The sequence below is a fragment of the Fulvivirga sp. AWR4_260 genome (assembly GCF_056158185.1).
This window is the reverse complement of sequence record NZ_JBSWSU010000015.1, coordinates 2,194,310-2,219,822: the sequence shown is the minus strand read 5'-3', so window position 1 is coordinate 2,219,822 and position 25,513 is coordinate 2,194,310. Positions and strand designations below refer to the sequence as shown.

16 protein-coding genes are annotated in these 25,513 nt (G+C 37.6%); 2 read left to right on the top strand and 14 right to left on the bottom strand.

Annotation, left to right across the window (positions count from 1 at the left end):
• Window positions 1-85: 85 nt before the first annotated feature.
• Window positions 86-817: a DJ-1/PfpI family protein gene (locus ACXACQ_RS15695; RefSeq protein ID WP_474976910.1), complete on the top strand. Its 732-nt coding sequence runs from the start codon at window positions 86-88 to the stop codon at window positions 815-817.
• A gap of 76 nt (window positions 818-893) precedes the next feature.
• Here ACXACQ_RS15695 and ACXACQ_RS15690 read toward each other — a convergent pair whose 3' ends face one another.
• The 14 genes from ACXACQ_RS15690 to ACXACQ_RS15625 all read right to left on the bottom strand — a co-directional run bounded on the left by ACXACQ_RS15690 (window position 894) and on the right by ACXACQ_RS15625 (window position 23,313).
• Window positions 894-2,717, bottom strand: coding sequence for an alkaline phosphatase (locus ACXACQ_RS15690; protein WP_474976909.1), 1,824 nt, complete (start codon window positions 2,715-2,717; stop codon window positions 894-896).
• A 73-nt stretch (window positions 2,718-2,790) separates the two neighbouring features.
• On the bottom strand, window positions 2,791-4,467 hold the full coding sequence (locus ACXACQ_RS15685) for a RagB/SusD family nutrient uptake outer membrane protein (protein ID WP_474976908.1): 1,677 nt from the start codon (window positions 4,465-4,467) through the stop codon (window positions 2,791-2,793).
• Window positions 4,468-4,480: 13 nt separating this feature from the next.
• A complete protein-coding gene (locus ACXACQ_RS15680; RefSeq protein WP_474976907.1) occupies window positions 4,481-7,543 on the bottom strand; it encodes a SusC/RagA family TonB-linked outer membrane protein in 3,063 nt (1,020 codons plus the stop codon).
• A 410-nt stretch (window positions 7,544-7,953) separates the two neighbouring features.
• Window positions 7,954-8,871: a helix-turn-helix domain-containing protein gene (locus ACXACQ_RS15675; RefSeq protein ID WP_474976906.1), complete on the bottom strand. Its 918-nt coding sequence runs from the start codon at window positions 8,869-8,871 to the stop codon at window positions 7,954-7,956.
• Window positions 8,872-8,914: 43 nt separating this feature from the next.
• A complete protein-coding gene (locus ACXACQ_RS15670) occupies window positions 8,915-9,637 on the bottom strand; it encodes an SDR family NAD(P)-dependent oxidoreductase (RefSeq protein ID WP_474976905.1) in 723 nt (240 codons plus the stop codon).
• Window positions 9,638-9,793: 156 nt separating this feature from the next.
• Window positions 9,794-10,645 carry an SdiA-regulated domain-containing protein gene (locus ACXACQ_RS15665; RefSeq protein WP_474976904.1) on the bottom strand — a complete coding sequence of 284 codons (852 nt, stop codon included), beginning with the start codon at window positions 10,643-10,645 and terminating at the stop codon, window positions 9,794-9,796.
• A gap of 9 nt (window positions 10,646-10,654) precedes the next feature.
• On the bottom strand, window positions 10,655-11,098 hold the full coding sequence (locus ACXACQ_RS15660) for a PepSY-like domain-containing protein (RefSeq protein ID WP_474976903.1): 444 nt from the start codon (window positions 11,096-11,098) through the stop codon (window positions 10,655-10,657).
• Window positions 11,099-11,179: 81 nt separating this feature from the next.
• Entirely contained in the window at window positions 11,180-12,439 is a 1,260-nt protein-coding gene (porY, locus tag ACXACQ_RS15655) for a PorY family sensor histidine kinase (protein WP_474976902.1), read from the bottom strand.
• Window positions 12,436-13,113, bottom strand: a complete 678-nt coding sequence (locus ACXACQ_RS15650; protein ID WP_474976901.1) for a response regulator transcription factor — start codon at window positions 13,111-13,113, stop codon at window positions 12,436-12,438. The genes porY and ACXACQ_RS15650 overlap by 4 nt, the downstream gene beginning before the upstream one ends.
• Before the next feature lie 120 nt (window positions 13,114-13,233).
• Entirely contained in the window at window positions 13,234-13,845 is a 612-nt protein-coding gene (locus ACXACQ_RS15645) for an HD domain-containing protein (protein ID WP_474976900.1), read from the bottom strand.
• A gap of 375 nt (window positions 13,846-14,220) precedes the next feature.
• Window positions 14,221-17,790 carry an Ig-like domain-containing protein gene (locus ACXACQ_RS15640; protein ID WP_474976899.1) on the bottom strand — a complete coding sequence of 1,190 codons (3,570 nt, stop codon included), beginning with the start codon at window positions 17,788-17,790 and terminating at the stop codon, window positions 14,221-14,223.
• Between the two features lie 101 nt (window positions 17,791-17,891).
• Window positions 17,892-18,590 (bottom strand): NUDIX hydrolase, encoded by a 699-nt coding sequence (locus ACXACQ_RS15635; protein ID WP_474976898.1) that lies wholly within the window; start codon window positions 18,588-18,590, stop codon window positions 17,892-17,894.
• 79 nt (window positions 18,591-18,669) lie between these two features.
• Complete coding sequence (locus tag ACXACQ_RS15630) at window positions 18,670-20,274, bottom strand: RagB/SusD family nutrient uptake outer membrane protein (RefSeq protein ID WP_474976897.1); 1,605 nt, start codon at window positions 20,272-20,274, stop codon at window positions 18,670-18,672.
• A gap of 18 nt (window positions 20,275-20,292) precedes the next feature.
• Window positions 20,293-23,313: a SusC/RagA family TonB-linked outer membrane protein gene (locus tag ACXACQ_RS15625; RefSeq protein WP_474976896.1), complete on the bottom strand. Its 3,021-nt coding sequence runs from the start codon at window positions 23,311-23,313 to the stop codon at window positions 20,293-20,295.
• 551 nt (window positions 23,314-23,864) lie between these two features.
• Here ACXACQ_RS15625 and ACXACQ_RS15620 point away from each other — a divergent pair.
• Window positions 23,865-25,511, top strand: a complete 1,647-nt coding sequence (locus ACXACQ_RS15620) for a sugar porter family MFS transporter (protein WP_474976895.1) — start codon at window positions 23,865-23,867, stop codon at window positions 25,509-25,511.
• The last annotated feature ends 2 nt before the right edge of the window (window positions 25,512-25,513 follow it).

Genomic DNA, 25,513 nt, shown 5'->3' with positions numbered 1-25,513 from the left:
ATTATAATTGGATCACTAAAATAGCCCAACATATTTATACTTTTGCGAACAGATTTAAATGTTACTCAAATAACACCCATTTTCAATGTTCAATAAATATATACATACCTTTATTATATTGCTGATTTGCGCATGTTTTACAGCATGTCAACAACAAAAACAAGAAGCAGAGGAAACAAAAACGCCTCCTTACATGGCGCCTCTGGACAGTTCCTTGCCCACGATTGGCATTATCATGTATGATGGCGTATTGACTACAGAAGTTACCGCTCCGGCTGATGTTTTTACCAAGCACACAGAAAACACAGATAAAAAGCTATTTAATGTAGTCACTATTGCCGAAAAAGCTGAGGCCATTACCACCGAAGAAGGGCTGCGACTGGTACCCGATTACACTTTTGACAATGCTCCTAAGTTGACCGTATTGTTTGTGCCCAGTGCTTACGACATGTATACGCAAGTGCACAACAAGGCCATCCTCAATTTTATTAAAGAAAAAAACAAGGAGACCACCTACACAGTAAGTAACTGTGGTGGAGCGCAACTTATAGGAGCCTCAGGCATTGCTAAAGGTAAAAAAATAGTAACATGGATTGGTGGAGGTGAGCAGTTGCAAAAAGACTATCCAGAGCTTATTGTGCAAGATGATGCTACAGTAAGTTTTATAGAAGATGGCAAATTCATGTCTTCTAATGGTAATCTTGCTACTTACATTTCTTCACTGAATCTATTGAAAAAAATGACAAGCCCAGAGCATGAAGCATTTGTAGAATCATACCTCTACTTAGAACGATTACAAAATTGGGAACACCAATAACCCAATAAAATAATATGGCAACTCAAAAATTTATACTTAAATAACCCGGAGAAGGAGGCGTGTTATGCCTCCTTACTTATTCTTTTACATTCAGAACAGCTAAAATCTTATGATAGATGTCAGTATTTTGATATACCCCTTGAAATACTTCCGCACCAGGCCCATAAGCAAAAACAGGCACCATAATTCCTGTATGGTCATTAGTACTAAAATTAGAAATCACTTCTTTATTGGCAATACTACCCCCTATTAAAGACAAACCCCCAGTTTCATGATCAGCCGTAACTATCAGTAATGTTTCCTGATCTTCATCTACCATTTTCATAGCTGCACCAATAGCCTTGTCAAAGTCCAAGACCTCTTCCACAACATAGTTCAAGTCATTACTATGTCCACCCCAATCAATTTGAGCAGCCTCTTCCATAATAAAAAAATGCTGTTTCTTTTCCCGAAACGTTTTTACTGAATAGCGCAATGCCTTTTCCAAAAAACTACCTCTGCCCTTTTTCATCGATCGAGTAACTGCTTTATCAAGTATCAAATGCTTTGCAGAAGACGGTTGTACCTTATCATTAAATGTGCTACTAAACTGATAGCCGTTATTCTCCATCGCTGCTATTAAATTATCACCATCTTCTCTTTCGCTAAAAGTATCAACACCACCCCCTATCACAATATCAATATTAGCTTTTGTAAGATCTTTGGCTATCGCCTCAGCATTACCTCTTTCGCTATTATGAGCGTAAAATGCTGCTGGAGTTGCATCTGTAATATTACCATTAGAAATGATGGCTGTATGGATACCATGCTCATCCAGTTTATTAGTAATAAGAGGTAATACTTCTCCATGTTCGTCTACACCTATAAACCTGTTATTAGTTTTTTGGCCAGAAGCCATAGCGGTAGCTCCAGCAGCAGAATCAGTAATATAACTGTCTACACTAGTGGTGACAGCATAGCCCAAGCTCTTCATTTGAAATACATTCAATGCACCACCATTACCAGTGTAGCCGGCATACCATTGTGCAAGCCCTGTACCATCACCAATCAATAATATGATATTTTTTGGCTTCTTTTTAAACTTATGTTTCGGCTCATAGACTTGATACACCTTATCCGCCTTAAAAGTATTTTTATCTGATGTGTTTATAAATGCAGAAAGTTCTTTTACATGGTCTGTATTTATAATATCAGCACCCATTTTTCTAAGTTCAATCCATGCATTAGTAAAATCAGGAGCCCCCCAAAATCTTATTTTTTTATTCCATTCATGAGCCTGATTAATCACCTCGGTCACCTGATTGGCATCTTGCGCTGTCAACACTCCTTTGCCATTCCAAGCGGTTAATTTTCCAAAATCAGTACTGACCATAAGCACCCTTTGAAGTTGATCAGGTGTATATTTTATGTGAGGTCGTCCATCAAAATGAATGTAGGAAGGAAATTCAGACCATTGTTTGCGCTCAGGCATAGCCCCGCTAACACCCACTTTAAAAGTAGGGCAATTAATTAAAGATGGATAATGCTCCAATTGTTCTACTAACTTTCGAAGTGAGGCCTCGCCCTCATTTTTTAAGTCTATCATTAATGTGAGTTCCTGTTGAGAATCAGCATACGCCAGACCATCATTCTTTGCTATTAATTGGCTCAAAGGATCTAGGTACATCTTCTCTAATGTTTGGCTCTGCTCTATTTCCTCTTCAGTATGCGCAACAAAAAGCTCATTATCCATTAAAAAAATATCTGCTTCTATATAACCCACCCTATACTGATAAGCCTCAGTTAGAGGCATAGTTTGAACATAATCATTATGAGCAAAAATTATAGAGCTTGGGTATTTCTGAGCATACAGTACTGAAACAGCACTACAAAAAAATGTGAATAGTAATAACTTCTTCATAGGTATTAGCTTTAGCAAAAAATAATGGACACCTATTATGTAAGTGTCCATTAAAAAATTGTTTATGATATGGTTAGAACCCTTTATTTTGTTCTAAATAACCGGGAGTATTTGAAGCTGCATCAATAGCTGATTGAGGTATAGGGAACAACCTTTTATTAACATCTTTATCTGTTTTCTCTGTCCAAGTATCTTCATATTTTCCAAATCGGATCATGTCAGTTCTTCTTTGATGCTCCCAGTAAAATTCAAACCCTCTTTCTCTATAAAGTAAATTTAAATCCATGCTAGTTAATGCTGGCGCTGTAATACGTGCCGTTCTTACTGCTCTCACTGCATTAACATCAGTTAAAGCCGCTCCATTATTACCACTTCGCAAATTAGCTTCAGCACGCATCAGGTACATATCTGCCAACCTTAGCACTACAAGGTCTGCTTCTCCTTTATTTCTACCCGTATCTGATTTCTTACTGAATTCGTATTTTTCTACTCGGTAACCGGTGCTATAATCACTGCCTTCTAAGCTAAAATCGATCTTCTTGGTGAAAATAACAGGCTCATTTGGCTTAGAGCGGGTAACATTGTAAATTTTATCCACTACATAGTTATCACCATCACATCTATAGAAAGGAGTGCCTTTAGCATCATTCTTCAAACCATATTGCTGTCCTCTAAGTATACCTCTGTCTATTTCAAAGTCTTCAGCTGAAATACATGTAACTGTAGTATCAAGGTTATACTTATGAAATCTTGGGTCAGCTTGTGCCGGATCTAAAGGTGCATATGCATTTTCCCATGTTTCATAATAATCTGAAGTAATAGCCGCTCCATCAGTACCATTGGCGCTCGGAAATGCCGGCAAAGGAAATTGATTTCCTGATAATGAAAAATAAGCCATTCTATTATGACCATTGAGGTCAGCTCTCTGATCAATAGCAAAAATAATTTCACTATTGGTATGGTTCTCATCATCAAAAATCTCAAAATATTCTGCAGATAAAGCATAACGACCAGATTCAATCAATTCTGTAGTATACTTGATCACATTTGCCATATCTTCTGCACTAAAATCATAGTTAGCTGCATATACATCGCGGTACACGGCTGCATTAAGATATAATCTGGCCAACAAACCTTTTACTGCATCTTGTGTAATACGACCAGGTCCAGTGGTGTTGTCTAATTGATCTACTACATCCAAAAGCTCACTTTCTACATAATTAAAAGCTTCTACACCTCTAAGCACGTGCGATTCTTCATCGGCATCATCTTTCATAAATACAATTCCGAAAAGATCTAAGCTCTTCATGCTATAAAAAGCCCTTAGAGCCCTGGCTTCTGCCAAGAACATGGCATCTTCGGATTTATTATCTTCCCTTAATCTAATAACAGCAGAAGAAGCATATGTTAAGCCTGTAGTGATAGAGTTCCATGCATCATTAATGGCTCCATTAGTTGCTGTAAAAGTATGTTTATGTAAGTCTAAAAATTTACCATTATCTCCCCAGTCTGTACCTCCTCTATAAGGAAGAATGGCTTCATCTGTAGTTACTTCTTGCAGCGTAAAATAGTTGATATGACGATAAAACTCTGGCAATGGTGCGTAGGCTGGCGATAACAAACTGATTACTCCAGAACCTCCTTCACCCGTTACATCCGTAGATTCATCGAGAATCTCTTCTTCCAGATCGGTGCAGCTAAATAAAGAAGCTACCCCTAATAAAGTATATATAAAGAATTTATTTTTCATAACTGATCTTCAATTAAAACGAAACATTAAGCCCAAATACAACAGACCTGGCTTTTGGATAACTCAGGTAATCCACTCCATATGACTGATAGCCGCCCACATTCTTTTTTGTATCCACCTCTGGGTCATAACCTTTATAGTCAGTAATTACAAATAGATTCTGGCCCGTTACGGATAGCCTAATACCCTTAATCCAATTACCAATATTTAATGCCTCGGTGTTAAAAGTATAAGCCAAAGTGACGTTATTTAATCGTAGGTAAGACGCATCTTCCAAGTATCTGGTAGAGATGGTGGTAGAGTTACTATTAGACTCATTGCTATAAGCTGCAGCTTGCGATGTAGTGTTTAGTGACTTAGACAAGCGTGCTTTTGTAAACAAGGCATTAGCAGTATTATTGTATAGCTTATTGCCCGAAACACCATTAAAGTTAACGGATAAGTCAAAGCCTTTGAAACCAATGTTTCCATAGAAGTTATAATTAGTTTTAGGCAAAGCACTGCCGGCTGCAATTCTATCCTTATCGTTTATTGCCTCTTCATCATCAATATTTCTATACTGACTTTCTCCATTTTCGTCAATACCTATAAAGTCTAATAAGAAGAATGTACCTATAGGTTCGCCATTTACATAGCCGTTAACTAAAGCATCTGTTAAACCTCCACCTGAAGCTGAACCTGTAGAAATTACAGTAAACGGAGAGTTTTTGATTTCATTATTCAGGAATGTGGCATTCGCACCTATACCGTATCTAATCCCTCCGGATACATTATGCTTATAGTCTAAGGCTATCTCCACCCCGTTAGAAACTATTTCCATGTCAGGAATATTGGCATAGTATTCCGCAGACTGCGGTCTTAAAGGATCGGAGGCGGATACTTCTAAAAGTACATCAGAAGTAACTTTATTAAAGTAATCTACTGAACCTGTAAGCGCCCCTTCAAACAATCCAAAATCAAGACCAATATTGGTTTGTGTGGTCACCTCCCATTTAAGATTAGGGTTAGCGTACCTGTTGTATTTAATACCTGCTGGGTAATCACCATCATTACTGAAAGGGTAACTCACTCCACCTTCTGTAGTTAGCTCCACAGATTCCTGACTAAGCTTTCCTGGTATTTCCTGATTACCAGTTTGTCCCCAACCTGCCCTTAATTTCAGGTCAGAGAAAGGCAAACTGCTCATAAATTGCTCTTCAGAAAGTCTCCAACCAGCTGAAAATGATGGGAAAGTTCCGTATTTGTTGTTCTCTCCAAATTTGGAACTACCGTCTACTCTAATGTTAGCTGTAAACAGATATTTATCGTACAAGTCATAATTAACACGACCGAAGAATGACTGTAATTCATTTTTTTGCACATAACCGTCAGGCTTGTTACTTGCCCTGTATCCATCACCTTGGCTAAGATCTATTATTTGACCCTGTCCTGGGTTATATCTTGGATCCACACCATTTTCAGGAAAACTGCTTATACTCCACCACCTTTCCTGCTGCTTCACTTTTTGATAAGAATAACCTGCCAAAATATTAGCATGGTGCGCTCCATTCGTAAAATCATACGTTAAATAATGCTCCAACAAGGTATTGTCTCTATTGTAAAAGGTAGAATTTAACCTTCCTTCTTGATCATAAATAGAATTGGGCAACCATTGCTCATCTCTGGTGGTGCGCGATACATCTACACCCAAATTCATTTTATAGGTAAGTCCCTTTACAATTTCTATTGACGGTGCTATGCTACCGATAATTCTATCAGTACTAGTATAATCTCCATATTGTTCTACTGAAAATAACGGATTAGTAATATCTCCATAGTATGCTATTTCACCGTTTTCATCGTACGGAGCATAAGTAGGGTTTGCTGCCAACGCACTACCAATAATTCCTGAGTAATCAGGTCTCACATTATCTATCCTTGAGGCATTAAGGTTCATATCTACCTTAATTCTATCTTCAACCAAATTTTGAGTGATTTTCAAACGCCCGTTGTATCTTTTAAAATCACTTTTCTTAATCACTCCTTCTTGGTCTTGATAGCCAACGGAAGCATAATACTGTGTATTTTCTGTTCCTCCACTAAGGGCAACATTATAATTTTGCGTAATGGCAGTTCTGGTCACCTCATCTTGCCAATCAGTAGATGCACCACCGTCTATTAGGTCACCTCCTATTTCTGACACCACTTGTCTGAACTCATCGGCTTCGTATACATCTATTTTTCTGGCTATTTTAGAAACACCAACAGTGCTATTGAAGCTTAATTTTGCCTGACCTTTTTTACCATTCTTAGTAGTAATCATTACCACACCATTGGCTCCACGTGCACCATAAATGGCTGTGGCAGAAGCATCTTTTAATACATCTATAGATTCTATATCTGCCGGGTTAATAAACGACATAGGATCTGAAGCTCCTACGGCATTAGAATTATCCAAAGGAATACCATCTACTACATAAAGTGGATTATTACCACTTCTTACCCCACCAGGACCACGGATGGTCATATTTTGAGTGGCTCCAGGTTCTCCACTGGCAGATACAATATTAACACCCGCTATTTTACCTTGTAATAATTCTTGTGGCGAGTTCACCACTCCTTTATTAAAGTTTTCGCTGCTTACAGAAGCAACTGCACCGGTTACATCTTTTTTCTCTTGCGTGCCATATCCCATTACTACCAACTCATTAAGCGTAGTAATGTCATTCATCAACTGAATAGAGATATTCGTTTGATTGCCAACCCTCACCTCTTGTGCGGCAGTACCTATAAAACTAAATACAAGCACCGATTCATTAGAGGCTACAGAAATATTGTATTTCCCGCTAGCATCTGTAATGGTTCCATTACTGGTGCCACGCTCCACTATATTTACCCCCGGCAGTGGGTTGCCATCTTCGTCAGTAACCACACCAGAAACATTTATAGTCTCTACTATTGATGTTTTGATGTTATGTGCCTGCACAGGGAGGGCTACATTAATGCCTAAGCCCAACAATGCTATCAAACATAAGCTGAATCGCCTGTGGCTAAGAAAAGTAAGAGCTTTTGTAAAAGGTAGATAATTTCCTTCCATACGCTTTTAGATTTGTTAAGTAATAATTTTGTTCAGGATCAATAATTACCACAATGTTGGCCGATTTAAAGCTCTAGGAAGGAAATTCAGAATTAAACTTATATTACAATAATGCTAACAAAAGCATGGTTTTGTTATGCTAATAATAAAAAAATGAAAGAAATACACTGGACCAGATGATTAAAGCGCCTTAAGCACGCTCATTTCACCTTTCATGTTTTAACATACAATTAAACCATGTGAATTATATTTCAATCACATAATACACGCTTAATAATTATACGGGAATGTAACTTTTATTGAGGGAATGATATAATGACAGCACTGCTTCATCAAAAAGCAGTAACTATCAATAAATAAATGAGTTAAACATTGATTGGCTCTGTAAAATCACTCCATTAGATAATGGTTTATGATTTAAATGAAGTTCTAAATGCTAATGGAGAAATACTAGTTTTGGATTTAAACAGTTTAGTAAAAGATTGTGGATAGTCAAAACCAAGTTCATAGGCTATTTCACTAATTGACTTTTCAGTGGTTGAAAGTTGCTCTTTAGCCTTCTCTATCACCTTTTCATGAATATGCTGCTGGGTACTAAGCCCTGTGTGTACTTTTAATAAATTACTTAAATAGCTAGACGAAAGGTTCAGTTCTTCGGAAATCATCTGAACGGTTGGCAATCCATTTTGGATTAGCGCATCGCTTTTCAAGTATTTGCTCAAAGCTTCCTCTAGCTTGCCCAGCACCTGATGATTGGATTTTTTCCGAGTAATGAATTGTCTTTGATAGAACCTATCGGCATAATTGAGTAATGTTTCTATCTGCGATATTATAATGTTCTGACTAAACTTATCAATATTGTTTTTATACTCCTCCTTTACATTTTGAATAATGCCCATCATGGTATCTTCCTCTTTCTTTGAGAGAAATAAGGCCTCATTTACTCTGTAATCAAAAAATTCATACTTTTTAATATTTGTAGCCAATGATGTATGCCATAAAAAGTCAGGATGAATCAGCAACATCCATCCTGAGCGCAGTGCATTAGTACTATTATCTTTTACAATGCTAAAGACCTGACCTGGCGAGAGGAAAAACATTACGCCTTCATCAAAATCATATGATTGTTGACCGTAGATGAGTTTACCATACAGATTACGCTTCAGTGATACAGAATAAAAATCAAATGCCCAGCTCACATCATAGCCGCCCACGGTCAATTGTACATCGGCATAGTTGACTATACTTATCAATGGATGTTCAGGTTCGGGCAGCCCTCTCAGCTTATGAAACTCACTTATACTTTTGACTCTATATACTTTTGACATGTCGTAATCAATATTCTCTATTAAAATGATACCTAAGCAATAGTTACCAAGCTACCTCTCCTTCGGCACGCAAAAAAGACCCAGACGGATATTTATGCGTAGTGGCGCACCTTACAATAGGCATGGCCCCTTCTTCTACAGTTTTAAAGCCTTCGTAGTTATTTAAATTTGTGGCTGTGTAGCCCGGTGTAACACTATACACTTTCACATTATCTTTTAACAAGCTATGCGAGAGCATTACTGTAAAGGCGTTAAGAGCGGTCTTAGAACTTGCGTAAACATTATATCTGCTCCATGACGGCTTTCTATCCTCGCTCATATGCATACTCAAAGAACCTACTTCACTAGACACATTAATTAATACAGGTTCTATGCTTTTTTTCAATAACGGCAAAAAGGCTTGTGCTGTTTGGATGGCTCCAAAGAAGTTGGTCTCAAACACCTCTCTAACTTTTTCAATTCCACAATCGGCCAAATTTTGTTCTTCTGCACCTCCTATCCCAGCATTATTAATGAGTATATCAATACAATCAGTAATACTCGTTACATACTCAACTGCTTTAGAAATGGAATCACCGCTGGTTACATCTATTTCTATACATTCTATATTCTTAATTCCCAGATCGTTTAATTGAGATACTGCCTTTTGGCCGTTTTCTTTATTTCGGCTGCCTAAGTAAACATAATAACCAAGTTCTCCCAATTGCTTTGCTGTTTCAAAACCTACCCCTTTGTTAGCTCCTGTAATTAACACTTTCTTCATCATCTATAATTTATATGTACCGTATGCAAAATTGATTGTTCATTGCACTAAACACTTATCCAAATCATAGCATCTCTTAATCATATCTGTGATAGTTATATAAAAGCAAAACCCCCATTGGTTAGGTGGGGGTTTAATTATTATGAAGAATAAATAAGCTTAACTAGGCTTATCTAATTTTAACTCTATAATATTCGGTTGATGGTGCTTACCTTCATTAGAAATAAATATGGTTCCATGATTTGAAAACGAGATTCCCTCGGGCTGCTCAAACAAATCTTCATCCAATTTATAAAGTCTTAACAGTTCTCCTTTGGGCGAAATAATGAGCAGTTGAGGATGCTTCCCGTCTAATACATAAAGGTTTTCATCGTTAGGGTTAACCTTTATATCTGACGGATTAAACACTTTATTACTACCTTTTTTATCTCCAGACCACAGTTTATTATCAAAATCTATTCTAAACACTGGAGATTTTGATATTTGCTGAGTATTTAAACTCATGGCATAAATGCCCTTGTAGGTATCATTAAATGGATCTTTATCCTTTACTGAAATCAGCAACCTTTTGTTCTTTACATCCACTCCTATCCCCTCCACATTGTTCTTAGCATCAAAAAAAGTTTCTATTTCTTTGATTTCATCAGGGTGGTTGAGGTAATTTTTCACTTCAAAAATTTGACCATCGCTCCTAGCTACAAAAGCGGTATTGCCCACCACGGTTAAGCCTTCAAAATCACCGTCATCGGCAAAAGTAGCTTGGTCATAAATCTTTTTACGTACTGCATCATAGAAGTAGAGTATTCCTTTTTCATCTTGTATGCATAAGAATTTTCCATCTCCCAAATATTCTATACCCGAAACTTCCTTTAACTCTTCTGGCAATTTCCATTCGTTAATTATACTTATGTGCTCAGAGCTCTTCGCTTTTGAAGACATCACTGGCCTGTAAAAAAAGAAACCCAGAACTACCACTACAGACAAACTCCCCCATACAATTGGTTTCATCATTATTCTCATTTAATCCCAATAATCTTTATTTACCTCATTGCCATCTTTGTCCACAATTATTTCCTGATCAACAGGTCCATCGAGCTCTACTTGATAATAAACTTCACCTTGTTCGGTTATCTCATCTACATCATCAATTCTCGACTCCTTATAATTTTCGCTAATAGCATTTACTAGTGATTGAGGCACAGCTGCTGTTTGCAGTTCTTTTTTCTCCTTCAAAATGTTTCCTTGATTATCCAAGAAGGCCTCAAAATCAGTTTGATGCCATTCAAATTCTACATTATAAATGTCTTGCCGCTTTTTCCATTCTATATCATTAGCGTTTGAGTAATGTAAGTTAAAGGCATTAAGCACTACAGATGGCACTTCTGCTGTTTGCAAATCATCATCAGAGGCACATGAAAAAAGGGCTACAGAGGTCAAAAGAATTATCAATGTTAAATATTGCATAGTCATAATTTTAGTTAATAATAATATTATGACACTAAGGTATAAGGCAAAACAGGAAGGAAGCTGGAATACAATAATCAGTTAAAAAATGACCTTAAAAACATGCTTACCTTGAAACTCATAAACTACTTCAACAGCCAGTTTATCGGCTATACTCTTGGTTAAGGCCAGCCCTAAACCCGTTGAATTTCTCTTATTTCCTTGCTTGTAAAACCGATCGAATATTTTGGAGCTATCTAAAGCAACTGCACCATTATTTTCAAAAACAAGCTCATTGGCTGTTATGTAAATATGGATTGTACTTCCATGTTCTGAATGGATAATAGCATTCTTCAATAGGTTACTAATGAGAATATTGAGTAACTCACGATTGGAGGTAATATCTATTGTATCGGTATAATGTGTATTTACGCTTATGTCTTTTTGCTCTGATAAAGGTTCTAACTCCTCAACCAATTGATCCAAAGCCATATTTACATTCAAAGCTTCCCGATCAACAAACTGATTATTATCAATCTTAGATAGAAGCAACAATGTTTTGTTTAAGTTATTCATCCTGTTGATGTTACCCATCATCTGGTCAATCAACAACATTTGCTCTTCCTTTAAACCATCGCTTTCGGCTAAAAACTCCAATTTATTACGCATGATGGCTATGGGCGTTTGTAACTCATGAGAAGCATTTTCTATAAACTGTTTTTGAGAGGAGTATACCTTGAGATTTGATGCTACCAATTTCATTACTGCATCATTGAGTTGCTCAAACTCGTCTATTTTGCTGGTTACTGGTTTTATATCAGATGACACGCCCAATTTAAACCCCTTCATTGATTTTAATATCAAATGGAAGGGCTTCCATATTTTCTTTAGTAAGAAATTATTTAAGATAAGTATTGTGGCCACAAGCCCTAAGTAAAGCCATACTAGCGAGTAAACTAAATCTTCAATAAGATCATCTTCCTCCACCATACTGGTAATGACCCTCAACTGGTATAACCGGTCTTTGTATTTAAACACAGTAGTGAGCATCCTTACAGGTTCAAAGTCTTGCTCGTTTTGCATGAACATGAGCGTATCTTGATACACATCTTTATATGGAAGGTATTTATCTCCATATACCTGTTGTATTTTATAATACCCATCATCAAATTCATTTCTATAAAGAACGCTCGAGTCTGATGCCACTTTTTGCATTACCAATAATTTTTGGTTTTCTAGGCCATCATCCATGCTATCGTAAATTTCATCTAGCATAGAAAAATAAAATATGGCAGCCCACAAGGTAAGGATTATCAGTAGAGGTATGGCCAGGTATGAAGTGGTGTAATTTAGTAATTTCATATTACCTCACATTTGTACCCAATACCATATACTGCTTTTATTTTTAAGGTAGAGTTGGCATCCTTTAGTTTTTTGCGAAGGTTTTTTATTTGGCTGTAGATAAACTCAAAACTATCCGTTTCATCTATATTATCGCCCCATACATGCTCTGCAAGTGCATATTTACTTACTAACCGAGTATTGTTGGTGGCTAAATGCACCAGTACATCATACTCTTTTCTATTGAGTTCAAGTTTTTCTTTATTTATATAAACTGAACGTGCATCCAAATCAAAAAGCACGTTTCCTAAGGTATACTCGTTCTTACCATTGAACTTCCGCCTTCTCAATACTGATTTTACTCTGGCATGTAGTTCTGACATATGAAAAGGCTTAGGCAAATAATCATCTGCACCAAGGTCTAGTCCCTCTATTTTATCGTCAATGGAGTTTTTGGCGCTAATAATAATTACTCCATCTTCTTTACCATCTTGCTTTAATTTTTTTAAAATCTCAAGCCCATTACCATCGGGCAAAGTAATATCAAGCAATATGCAGTCATAATCATACACTCCCACCTTAATCATAGCTTCTTCAAAATTATTAGCCACCTCCACCAGATAATTCTCTTTCACCAATGATGAAACTAAATTATCTATCATTTCAGGCTCATCTTCTATGATTAAAATTTTCATTTTTTGAACGCAAGCTATAATCTAAAACTGGAATAATTTGGGAAACGAGTAAATACCCCAATAAAACTTAAACTAATAACATAGTAAAAGGTTAATTTTCATCTGCATTACCCTCATTAACTAGCTGGTTTTAAGGTATTCTTTTTCGAGCATACCTATATTATGATCTAAGTTATCTTGCTTTTGTTTCTCCAGTATGTTGATACCATAATTAGAGAAAAACCTGTGACCACTTAAAAAATGAACATTTTGAAAATACCATTGATCATTACGGTATGTCACATTTAGGCATTTTTCTAGTTCTGATTTTAATTTTATGATCTTCTTCCAATAATCGGGCTTACTAATAACGGCCATATCTGCATCACATAATATTTGTTGCAGAGGCTCTGTAGGATTATGGGGAAACTTAGTGGCTTTTATACAAGACAATACGGCCGCAATATTTTCAGCATTATAACACGCTGCTGAGAGAAAATTGGCAGCCAATGCCATACTTATTTCTTCATGATCTTTGAAGGATACTGTTAAACCTGTGTCATGAAACCAAGCAGCTATTACCAATATTTCAGTCTGTGTTTGGGTTAAGCCTTCATTGGCAGCTATCAGCTGCACTGTTTCTACCACCTCTTGGGTGTGTTCCGCATTATGAAATAAGCAAGACACTTCAGCTTTATCAAAAATCTCGGACTTTACATAACCTGCTACAACATCAATAATACATGGTTTCATAAGCAAAATATAAATATTGACAATCTACTATCAATCAAATACATTCAAAACTAACTAAAATCGTTGTTACTGGATTGAGGATAAACTACAAAATAGCAATCTATAATGCCTACCTTCCTCTATATACTTTTTGCGGCTGCTACTTCCTCATTATGGCCTTGTCTCCTTGCCTATTTCCCAAGTGTGAATGGTACGTGACTCCAATTTGGTATAAATCCGCTATTCTTCAAAATGATTAATGCATTTACTAAAAAATGATTGCGTGTAATTGGTCTGAAATAAATCTTGAGTCTAAACTAACTATAGATTACCCTCTAAAATTGGTATAAAAAAGTTAAAGCCATGCATCCGGAGAGGCATGGCTTTATTATTAAATTACTCTTTAATAAATTTCAAATATTGATCGTTAGATTTTAAGAAATACAACCCTGCTGGCCAACTTCCAACATCAATAGAATTCTCCTTTCCATTATACATTTCAATTCCATTGCTACTATATATCTCGATATTTCCGGTATGCACACCTTTTATATTTATGATGCTTTTTGCCGGGTTAGGATATATAATCATAGGTTCTTCCTTAACTGATACTGCACCTTTTTTTCTAAGCTGGCTCCCAATTTGAGGTGAACCTAATAACCAAAAAGGAGTATTAATTTCGTTTAACCACAATGATTTTATCGTTTGGTTGGCTTCTACCCTGCTATCGCCCCAATAACCTTCATTATAAGGATATGTCCATTTCGTTTGTTCATTCCAATTGGTATTAATATAAGTTGCAGCTCTAATCACGTCAGCATTTTGATGTATATAATTGAAATATGGAGCATACCACCTTGCCCAAGCTTCATCGGCAGAGAAATTACCAAACCATGTACCAGGAGCAAATTGAGACTGAGCCGCTTGTAAACCTTCAGTAAACAATGTTTTAGCTCCCTCATAAGTATATGCAGTAGCTGCTCTTGAAACTAAAGAAGGTGTAGGATCATATTCTGATATTTCTAGGTCATATCCCTGTGGTGTAGCCTCTGCCACCATTACAGGTTTATTGTGCTGTCTCGCGAAGTTTAATACTTCATTGGCCAAATCATCTTGATTGGGCAAACCTGCAACTTGGTCGAAACCAAATATTTGATCAGCCTCAGCAGGTGCTATAAACCATGAAAAGCCACACCAATCTACATACTCATCACCAGGATACCAATCTGCAATGTTCTCATGAGCTGCCTCAAAATTACCCCCATGATCAAAATAACTATCCAGCACATCATCTACCGGAGAACTACTTGACTGCCAAACATAGGCAACATTAGTAACGTTTCTTGTTCTCATTCCCTCAACAATATGCCTCCATGCTGCTTTATACTCTCCTGTTTTATGATAACCAGCAGGATAAAGTCCTCCGGCCACATCTACACCATTCCATCTGCCATCAAATTCATAACCTATGCGCAGGTATATTTTCTTATCTGGAAATTTCTTACAAAATGTAGCGAGTTTATCAATATTAGCCTCATAAGCACCGTTAGCAATGCCTTGCAGTCCATTCTGATCCCAATTTTCAGTAATGCTCATTGCCAAAATAAGCGCTGAATGATTCCATCCTAATGCCGTACTACTGGCATTGAGCGGCCCTGCACCCCAATCAGTATCTACTCCTGTAAAATTACCATCATTATCCATGCCGGTGGCACCATAATTAATACCATCTATTTGTGGGGTAGTGAGTAAGTAAAATGAAATATAAGCCACGGCTGCACCTGGTTCAGGCATTCCTCCTTCACCAGCTCCGAGGCTATAATCATAATCAGCAGGCATAATATCTCCATAACGATAGCCGGCAAGTCCCTTCAGATCCTGACCTATGGCCAACAGAGTTTTACCTGCCTGAGGTGTAAACTTCCCACTTATAACATTACCAGGGTTGGTATTTTGAATACTGAATGTGGTAGTTATCGATTTTTCAACACCATCAATGATAGCCTGCGCCACCACAACATAAGCACCTACTGCCAGCCCATTAAAGTTCCATTCGTAAGGTGCGCTATTATCCACTCCTACCGTTTGTCCATTGAGAAGAAAACTTACTCCATTGATCACATTACCTTGTGCCAGCAGTGCTACATTAATATTGGTACCTAGTGACAACACACTGTTATTAGCAGGTGTAGGTGCTATCCACGACATGCTCACGGTATTACCTCCGTCATCGTCACTACTGCTACAAGTTTCAGAACAACCACCGCTCTCTGCCTGCTGCTGACTGGCCCAACATTGACCACATAAAAAATAAGGGTGAGAGACTGGACATGAATCTGAAGTACAGTCTTCGTTGTTTCCTCCATCACCTCCTCCATTATCATTATCACAAGTTTCAGTGCAGCCTCCACTTTCAGCTTGCTGTGCACTTTCCCAACACTGACCGCATAACAAATATGGATGCGAAGCTGGGCATGTACTTGATTTGCAATCCCCTCCTCCTGAATTACCACCAGAAACGGTAAAAGTACGAGTTATGGTAGTGGTAGCTCCAGAATTATCAGTAACTATGGCCTGCAAAGTATAATTTCCTAAAGTCAAATTTCGCAATAAAGGATCGTCTTGTCCTGCAGCATTCCATTCATAAGGAGCACTTACCTCTTCTCTTACAAAATTATTGTTGATGTACAGTCTAACATTGGCAATACCATCTGTATCGCTTGCCTCCACACCTACAGTGATAGAAGCATTTTCTTGCAATGACGCACCCGCATTAGGTGTAGGATTTACCCAACTAGCCGAGGGAGCAGAGCTTCCACCTGTACCTAAGTTGATATACCTGTCATCGCTCATAATACCCTTCCACTTATTTAAGGTGTTGGTAAATTTCTGAACCCTTGAATCACCCCATTCCGGTCCCCAATCTCCTTGACCATCACCATTTTTATCTTCAGACCAATTGGAGTTAATGTATGCCCAGGCTCTTATATCTTGATTTTCAATGAGACTTGTTATTCTGTCTAAATATTCATTAAAGCCCGCTGCGGTTTGATTAGCTGGAGCATTGGCGGCAGATTCGGCAATCATCAGAGGTTTACCATGCTGACGAGCAAAATCGAACGAGCTGAGTAAATTACCATCGGCTGTATCATTGGGACAATTAGTGGTGTTACCGAAAGGTAAACAAACATCATTATTAAATACTGATAGGGCAAACCAATCTACAAATTGATCTCCGGGGTACAGCCAATAAGTATCCCAATACCCTCTTACTGGATGATAAACGAAATCAACATTAGTAACGCCATTTACATTACGAATTCTATTAGCAATATAGTTGTAAGCGTCTCTGTATGATTGTAGATCCCACTCTACAACCTCATCAGCATGCTCTAGTGCATTAATTCCTTGACTGGCGTACTTGTTCAATACATCTGTAGCATAAGATTCAGACCTATTGGCGAACAGCAACAAACTTACTTCATAACCAATTCGTAAAAAGAACTTAGTATCGCCACGACTTTTCATAATATCTGAAAAGGCATCAATCTGAGCGTTCCACTGCCCAGTGGTAATATCTTCGGTAGCTTCCCATATGGCGTTACTATTAAATGCAGGCCATGCAGGCTCAATCATTTGACCGTAACCACCTGCAGCAGTATTGTCTTTAATAGAAAGTGCCACCAAAGCATATTCGCCAAGGCTATTTTCCCTTACATAATCTAAAAATGCTGCGTTAGGATCATCATCTCCTTGCTCTATTCTACCCAAATAAAAGGAAGCATAATGTGAGGTGCCAGCAGGTGTAATGCCAGTGGCAGAAATGTAATCTAAATATTCAGACCGATAAGTTTGGCCTATCAATGAAATGGTTTTGCCCGGCCCCGGGTTGAAGTGCTGACCAGCTGCATTTTGAAATATGATGCAGAGCATCAGCAAGGGCATTAAAAATTTTAGGTGTTTCATAACAGTAGAGGTTTAGTTTCATGCTTAATTAATTAAGGTCATTATGACCATATGATATATGCATTACTACGCATCCACTGGTTTACTACACGGAGTGATATTTATACTTCGAAAACGAAGCCTTTCTTTTTCAAGCGATTATAGACATCTTCATCAAACCTGTAATAGCGAGCCGCCCGGTGTGCCACTGCTTTTTCTTTTTCATTACAAGCTACTAACAAATCCATTTTAATGAGCTTTCTTCTAAAATTGGATTTATCTAGTTCCACATCCAAAATGGCTTCATAAAGCTCTTTGATTTGCAGCAAAGTAAACTTCTCTGGCAAAAGGTTAAATCCAACTGGCTCATGCTGTATTTTATGCTTTAATCGCTCACAAGCATAGTCCAGTATACTATTATGATCAAATGCTAACTGTGGTATATTTCTAACCTTAAACCATTTGGCGTCACTTTCGGTTGCTCCAGGCTTTGGTTCTAAGTGTTCTTTATTCACCAAGGCATAAAAAGCAACCGTAATTACCCTGCTTTGCGGATACCTATCTACTTCACTAAAGGTCTTTAACTCTTCCAGATAAATGTTAGATACGGCTGTTTGCGCTGTTAATATTCTATTAGCCGCATCAGGCACACTTTCATCATACTTGATCCATCCACCAGGAAGTGCCCATTGACCTTTGCTCACTCCTTGAGCGTGTTTTACCAGTAATACATATAATTCAGTTTTTTCAAAAGAGAAAATTACTGTATCTATCGAAAGCGTCTTTATCACATCATCAGGGATAGAAAATTCTTGAGACATATTTACATCTTAATTTTTCTTCTAAATTAAGCCTGATTATAGAGAAAAAACACATTTTGATATGCAAAGTATTATTATTCTAATAACCATCGTTTTGTGTAAGCACTGATGAGCCTACTAAATCTATTTCATTTTGTGGTATGGGTAAGTATTCATCCCTGCCCGGCTTAAAATTTTTGAAAGCCAATTTTTCTGCCGCATCTCCCCAGCGAATGAGGTCAAAGAACCTGTCCCATCCTTCAGTTGCCAATTCTCTTCTACGCTCCATTTTTATATTCTCCATCGTTAGTGGCACGCTTTCTAATCCTGCTCTTTGCCTTACCTGATCCAAGGCAGCTTGGCCATTGCCTCCGGCACCATTAGCTGATGCTTCGGCATACATCAACAAAACATCAGCATACCTAAATACTTTTTCATTAAGTGGAGAACTACCCAAGTTGAGTAGCCCCGCTGCTACAGCCGAAGGAATATGATACTTACGCATAGTAGCTCTGCTAGCCAGAGCCTCAGGCTTACGCCAGAAGTAGTTATAAACATCTGTACCCATCCATTGAGACTCGTTTCCTGCATCGCCATAGACTAAACTTCCATCTTTATTGTACACCAAGCACCCACATGATTGAGGTCCTAAATCTGGCAGGTTCGTTTCTGGATATATAAAAGTGGCATCCTTCCTTTTGTCTCCGTCTTCATAAATATCTAACAGGCCTTTTCTTGGCACAGCATTTCCAAATCCAGGAGCTGCACCATTAAATATGTAGCCAAACATTTGATATGAGCTACTTCCTTGGTTGGTAGTAGCTGATGCTCCTTCAAAAGGAATATTAGAATAGCCATCAGCATAACCTATTTCAAAGATGGATTCTTTACCATATTCATTACTTAAGCTCCAATTATCTGCAAAGTTCTCTTCCAAGCTATAACCTAAAGACATCACCTCCTCAGCATATGTTTTTACACTCGCATAGTCTTTTCTGTATAAAGATACCTTAGCTAATAATGTATAAGCTGCACCTTGAGTAGCTCTTCCTAAATCTTCAGCGGCATACGATGCTGGTAATACCGATACAGCCTCTTGTAAATCGGAAGTAATTACCTCATAAACCTTATTTATTTCTGCTCTTGGAATCTTTAAGTTCTGATTGGCATCAGTAATATATTCAGTAATCAGTGGTACCTTACCAAAATTATTGACCAAACGGAAATAGGCAAATGCCCTTAAAAATTTGGCCTCCCCTATCAACCTTTCTCTTAATCCCTCAGTGGTAAACCCATCGAAAGTATTAATAAAGTGCAAGCTGCTATTGGCTCTCGCTATTAATGCATACCATTTAGTCCATAGGGCCTGCACACTTAGGTTATTAGCATTTATCTTATCAAAGTCATCAAATGCTGCACCTGCTACCCAAAAAGCATCCCATTGCGAAATGACATTATCTGCACGTATATCCTGAAACATTACGGGGTACATATGGGTCTGCGCTCCATCAATGACCTGCCATTGTAAAACATCATAAATAGCGTTAGTTAGTGCAACATAATCTTCCTGCGTTTTCAAAGCGGTGCTGGCATCCAGCTCAGTAATAGGCTTTTTCTCCAGAAGATCATCTGTACTACAGCCAATAACACTTACAATGATTGTTATGGCAATAATTATATATTTATATCCCTTAAGTCTTATCATTACATTAAAATTTGAAACTTAAAATGTGAGTTGAAAACCGGCCATAAAAACTCTTGCCTGTGGGTAGAAACCTCGGTCAATGCCGATGTCTAGTACTGACTGAGATGAAGCCTGCCCTATTTCCGGATCTACACCTTTATAATGTGTAAAAGTAAAGAGGTTTTGACCTGTGAGATAAACCCTGAATCGTTCTACAGGCATCTGATCTAACATTGAAGATGGTAAAGTATAGCCAAGCGTTAAGATTTTTAACTTCGTAAAAGAACCATCTTTGACGTAAAAATCACTTACCTCGGTCTGACTAGTGCCTGTACCACCTACTCCAAGTATATTAGCTGGCGCACCTTCACTTAAGTAAGAAGTAGGTCGATTAGAATATGATGCATCTAGCCTAGTAGTGGCATCATAAATATCGTTACCCTCAGAACTATAGATGAATGCATTAAGGTCAAAACCTTTATACTCCGCTCCCAGTGTAAAACCCAATGTGAATTTAGGGAAAGGGCTTCCTATAAAGGTTTTATCTGCATTGGTAATATTTCCATCTCCATTTTTATCCTTAAAAATCAAATTACCATTATCACTAATGCCTACTGTTTCGTAACCATAAAAGCTAGCTATAGGATGACCTACATCGGTACGGGTAATAGGATCAGTAAAAATAAAACCGATATTACCACCATTTAAAGGCTGACCATTTTTACCCAAACTAGTTACTTCATTTTTATTATAGCTAAAATTGAGATTGGTGTGCCATTTGAAATCACTCTGATATACTTTCTTATAGGAAAGTAATAGTTCTAAACCTGTATTTTTCACATCTGCAATATTGGCTGCGGCAGAATTAAGCCCCACATAAAGTGGAGTGCCTACTGGCACAAGCATATCAGATGTTTGCTTGATGTAATAATCTAATGTAATGCCGAAAGTATTGTTGAAAGCATTTAAGTCTATACCTATATTGGTCTGACTAATTTGCTCCCATTTCACTGCAGGATTAGCCAAAAATCCTGCACTAATCCCTGGCGTATTGATACCTCCAAACGAAGGGCCAGAATCAGGATTGACCACTGTGCTAAACTGATAATTGGCAATATTATCGTTACCATTAATTCCCCAGCTGCCTCTAATCTTGAGTAAGTCAATATGTTTTGTGCTAGATAAAAACGATTCTTCAGAAAGCACCCACCCTAATGAAAAGGAAGGAAATACACCTGCCCGGTTTTCACTTCCAAACCTAGATGATGCATCTCTTCTAATGGTAGAAGCCAACAAAAACTTTTCTTTAAAATTATAGTTTATGCGCCCATAGAAAGATAACAAACCTGTTTCATAAGCTGATGGCTTGTTATTAATAATAGAAGAAGGGTCTTTGATTAAAGCAAAGTTTATATCATCAAATGAATTAACCAGAAAGTCAGAACCTGATCTACTCACCGTTTCACCTGAGCTGGTAAGCACAGAAAACCCCGCAAGTGCATCAAGGTGATGGTAAATGCCTGTATTAAAATCATACTTGATATTACCTTCGGTTTGATTATAGATGTTCCTGTAATTGGTTTCAGTGTAGTCAGCTGTTTCATTAAACAGATTTTGGATAGGCCTATAGTCATAGTATGGATAGAAGTTTCTGTCTCTGCTTATATCTTCATATCTGGCAAAGCTAGCATTCAACTCTACTTTATCAGTAGGTTTATAGGTGGTTCCGATATTATAAACTTTAATGTCAGATACCGTTTTGTTATTATTGAGTTGCAGACTCACTTGAGGGTTTAGGGCGGCTCCCACCGCAGGTAAAGTTACTCCATTAACTACAATAGGATTGTTTAAATCACCCATATGAAAGGGTACTGAAGGATTAGCAGGATCATATGCCGGGTATATGGCTGGTATAGCATTCAGATAATTCATGATGGCTACACCCGTTCCTGCCTGATTTTCGAACAAATAATTCCTGTTGGTTCTGATGGCATCCACACCGACATTCATGGTTAAATTATCCAGCACATCTACAGAAAAATAAGCTTTGACATTTTTTCTATTAAATCGTGATTTATCCTCTCCTCCTACCATTCCTACCTGATCAAAAATGCCCCCTGACAAATAATATTTATAAACATCCCCACCGCCTGAGAGCGATAGGCTATAATTCTGCATAGGTACATTATCATCAAAAACTTCATCATACCAATCCGTATCAGGAAGTTGAGTAGCTTGTTCTGGAGTAATTTCTGCGCCACCATTTTGTAACTGATACTGATTATAATAAGTGATATATTCATCCTTATTCATCAAATCTGGTTTATTGGCTAGATTTTGCACGCCATAATACCCCGAGAAGTTCAACCTCATTTTTTCATTGTACTCCCCTTTTTTGGTTTGCACTAACACCACGCCATTACCTCCTCTGGCACCATATATTGCTGAAGCAGCGGCATCTTTTAATATAGATATGTCTGCAATGTCACCGGCATTGAGAAATGTTAGATCAGGCACCTGAAGTCCATCTACTAAATACAATGGCTGGGCACTTCCTGCTGTACCAACACCGCGCATGCGCACCGTTAAAGGAGAACCAGGAGAACCACTGTTCTGTTGAACAGTTACCCCGGGAGCTGTTCCTTGCAGTGCTTGTTCAGGTCGTGAAACCGGTAAAGATTCTATGGTCTTTTTATCTACAGTAGCTACTGAAGTAGATACTTCTTTGGTCGATTGCTCACCATAACCAATTATTACTACCTCTGACAATGACTCTATGTCTTCATTTAAAGTAATATCAATTTCAGTGCGATTGCTAATGGATACCTCCATCGGCTTAAAGCCAATAAAGCTAACGCTCAACCTCTCATAACCGTCCGGTATTTCCAAGGTATACCTTCCGTTATAATCCGTAATGGTACCAATAGTAGTAGATGGTACAATTATACTAGCGCCTACTAGCGCCTCGCCACGGTCATCAGTGACTAAGCCTCTAATGGTTTGCTGAGCCATAAGAGAGCTACATGTGAGGCTAAATACCAATAAATACAAATATTTCATAGGTTTAGGTTTTAAGGTTACTGCAAACGATTTCATAGTTAAAGCCAGTTTCGAAATAAGAGGTTTCTAAACTCTCTATCTTTATTAAAATGCTGAAGTAATTTGAAATTATGAGGTAATGTATTGGGTATAAAAAATAAAGGGTGCTAACCACACAACCCCGAATTGCTTATGCAACATTTATGGGTTAACACCACTTTATTATCTTCATCAATGAGTATTATCGTTGTCTAAAATCACTTCAACTTAAACCGGAAAAAGAGATATTGAATTTGAGAACGATTCCATAGCACAAAGAAGAAAAAATGCGAGCATCATTCCATAAAAAATGGTACTGCATCCATTCGCCAAGGCTGCTTCATAACTACGTCACTCCTGCCTGCTCCTCCAAGGATTCAACCTTAACTAATGCTCAAATATTAAAATGCTAAGGGTTTGAGTCTTTTTAATTCTTGAAAGGTGACGAATGATTGTAGTAGTTAAGGACTCAAATATTTACAGATTATTGATTTCCTTTACGCAATCGATTTCTTGATGCATTATTATTTTCAATGAAAAAAAGTCAGCTATATACTTTTATTATTGCAACCATAGTGGCCCTGGGTGGATTTTTACTCGGGTTCGATGGTGTAGTAAACTCAGGAGCCATCAACTTTTATAAGGCCACTTTTAATATTAGTAACAATGCATTATTGTTGGGCATAAGTACGAGTGCCATACTGCTAGGTTCTATTCTAGGCAATCTAACAGCTGGTTACATTGGTGATCTCATCGGTAGAAAAAAAACACTTTTACTTACAGCATTACTATTTATGATTGGTGCAGCTGGCACTGCCCTCTCTCCTAACATAGTGTTGTTTATTGCTTGCAAGTTCGTAGCTGGCATTGGTGTTGGTGTAGCCATTCTTATCGCTCCTATTTATATTGCTGAACTAGCCCCTCCATCAAAAAGAGGCCAATTAGTAACTATCAATCAATTAAATATTGTACTGGGGCTTTCCATTGCATATTTCAGTAATTACTACATTCTACAACAGGTGCAAGATCCGGATGTAAACTGGAGATGGATGCTGGGAGTAGGCTTTTTTCCTGCTCTTTTATATTTCTTGCTGCTTTTTTTGGTGCCAGAAAGCCCAAGGTGGCTTATTAGTAAAGGTAATGATGCAAGAGCTAAAGCCATCATGACCAAAGTTGGTGGAGAAGTACACGCCCAAAAGGAATATAATAATGTAAAAGAAAGCTTATCACAAACCCGTAATCAGCATAAAGCATCTTTCAAAGATGTTTTTAATAAAAAAATGAAAACGGTTCTAATCATTGGTTTTGCATTGGCATTCTTCCAGCAAGTAAGTGGGATTAATGCGGTACTATATTATGCTCCAATGATATTTCAAACTGCTGGAGGTGGTACCGATGCCGCCTTCCTGCAAGCTACTATTGTGGGAGTGATATTCGTTATTATGACTATAGTATCTATGCTACTTATAGATAAAGCTGGTCGTAAACCTTTACTTATACTCGGCTGCTCCATAATGGCAGCTTTTCTCACGCTCACAGCAGTAGCATTCTACCAGGCTACTTATGATTTAAACCGCAAAAACATTGATAAAATATTAGCTGAAGCAAAAGCTAATCATAAGAATAATACCGAGACCATTAATTACACCCAAAGTTTACAAGTATTAAATAAGGCGCTAACTAAACATGAAAACCAGACTTTTGACCATGAAGTAGCCTTTTTTAACACCATAGAAAACGACTTTAAATACCTGTTAAACCATGAGGGCTCTTCTGGTACCCGCTCCTCTTTTAGTCAAGAATTATACGCCAATTTATACAAACCCTTAATACTAAAGAATACCATTAATATAAACTCTACTTGGGTTTTATTTGGTATTCTTGGTTTTATCTCCGGTTTTTCTATTTCACTAGGCCCTGTAATGTGGGCCATGTTATCCGAAATATTCCCCAACCATGTAAGAGGCTTGGCTATATCAATAGTAGGATCGTTAAATGCTCTAACAAGTTTTAGCGTAGCTACCATATTTCCCTTAGAACTAATGATGTTAGGCTCAGCTACTACGTTTTTTATATTTGCTGGTTTTATGATTGCTTGCGTGCTTTTTGTAATCCGCTATGTAGTAGAAACCAAAGGGAAATCTTTAGAGGAAATAGAAAAGGAATTAGTAATCAATTGATA

Excerpts from the sequence above, each read along its gene's own strand:
- ACXACQ_RS15680 (WP_474976907.1), bottom strand. The coding sequence starts at position 7,543 with ATGGAAGGAAATTATCTACCTTTTACAAAAGCTCTTACTTTTCTTAGC.
- ACXACQ_RS15660 (WP_474976903.1), bottom strand. The coding sequence starts at position 11,098 with ATGCAATATTTAACATTGATAATTCTTTTGACCTCTGTAGCCCTTTTT.
- ACXACQ_RS15640 (WP_474976899.1), bottom strand. The coding sequence starts at position 17,790 with ATGAAACACCTAAAATTTTTAATGCCCTTGCTGATGCTCTGCATCATA.
- ACXACQ_RS15675 (WP_474976906.1), bottom strand. The coding sequence starts at position 8,871 with ATGTCAAAAGTATATAGAGTCAAAAGTATAAGTGAGTTTCATAAGCTG.
- ACXACQ_RS15695 (WP_474976910.1), top strand. The coding sequence starts at position 86 with ATGTTCAATAAATATATACATACCTTTATTATATTGCTGATTTGCGCA.
- ACXACQ_RS15650 (WP_474976901.1), bottom strand. The coding sequence starts at position 13,113 with ATGAAAATTTTAATCATAGAAGATGAGCCTGAAATGATAGATAATTTA.
- ACXACQ_RS15630 (WP_474976897.1), bottom strand. The coding sequence starts at position 20,274 with ATGATAAGACTTAAGGGATATAAATATATAATTATTGCCATAACAATC.
- ACXACQ_RS15635 (WP_474976898.1), bottom strand. The coding sequence starts at position 18,590 with ATGTCTCAAGAATTTTCTATCCCTGATGATGTGATAAAGACGCTTTCG.
- ACXACQ_RS15665 (WP_474976904.1), bottom strand. The coding sequence starts at position 10,645 with ATGATGAAACCAATTGTATGGGGGAGTTTGTCTGTAGTGGTAGTTCTG.
- porY (WP_474976902.1), bottom strand. The coding sequence starts at position 12,439 with ATGAAATTACTAAATTACACCACTTCATACCTGGCCATACCTCTACTG.
- ACXACQ_RS15620 (WP_474976895.1), top strand. The coding sequence starts at position 23,865 with ATGAAAAAAAGTCAGCTATATACTTTTATTATTGCAACCATAGTGGCC.
- ACXACQ_RS15670 (WP_474976905.1), bottom strand. The coding sequence starts at position 9,637 with ATGATGAAGAAAGTGTTAATTACAGGAGCTAACAAAGGGGTAGGTTTT.
- ACXACQ_RS15645 (WP_474976900.1), bottom strand. The coding sequence starts at position 13,845 with ATGAAACCATGTATTATTGATGTTGTAGCAGGTTATGTAAAGTCCGAG.
- ACXACQ_RS15685 (WP_474976908.1), bottom strand. The coding sequence starts at position 4,467 with ATGAAAAATAAATTCTTTATATATACTTTATTAGGGGTAGCTTCTTTA.
- ACXACQ_RS15690 (WP_474976909.1), bottom strand. The coding sequence starts at position 2,717 with ATGAAGAAGTTATTACTATTCACATTTTTTTGTAGTGCTGTTTCAGTA.
- ACXACQ_RS15625 (WP_474976896.1), bottom strand. The coding sequence starts at position 23,313 with ATGAAATATTTGTATTTATTGGTATTTAGCCTCACATGTAGCTCTCTT.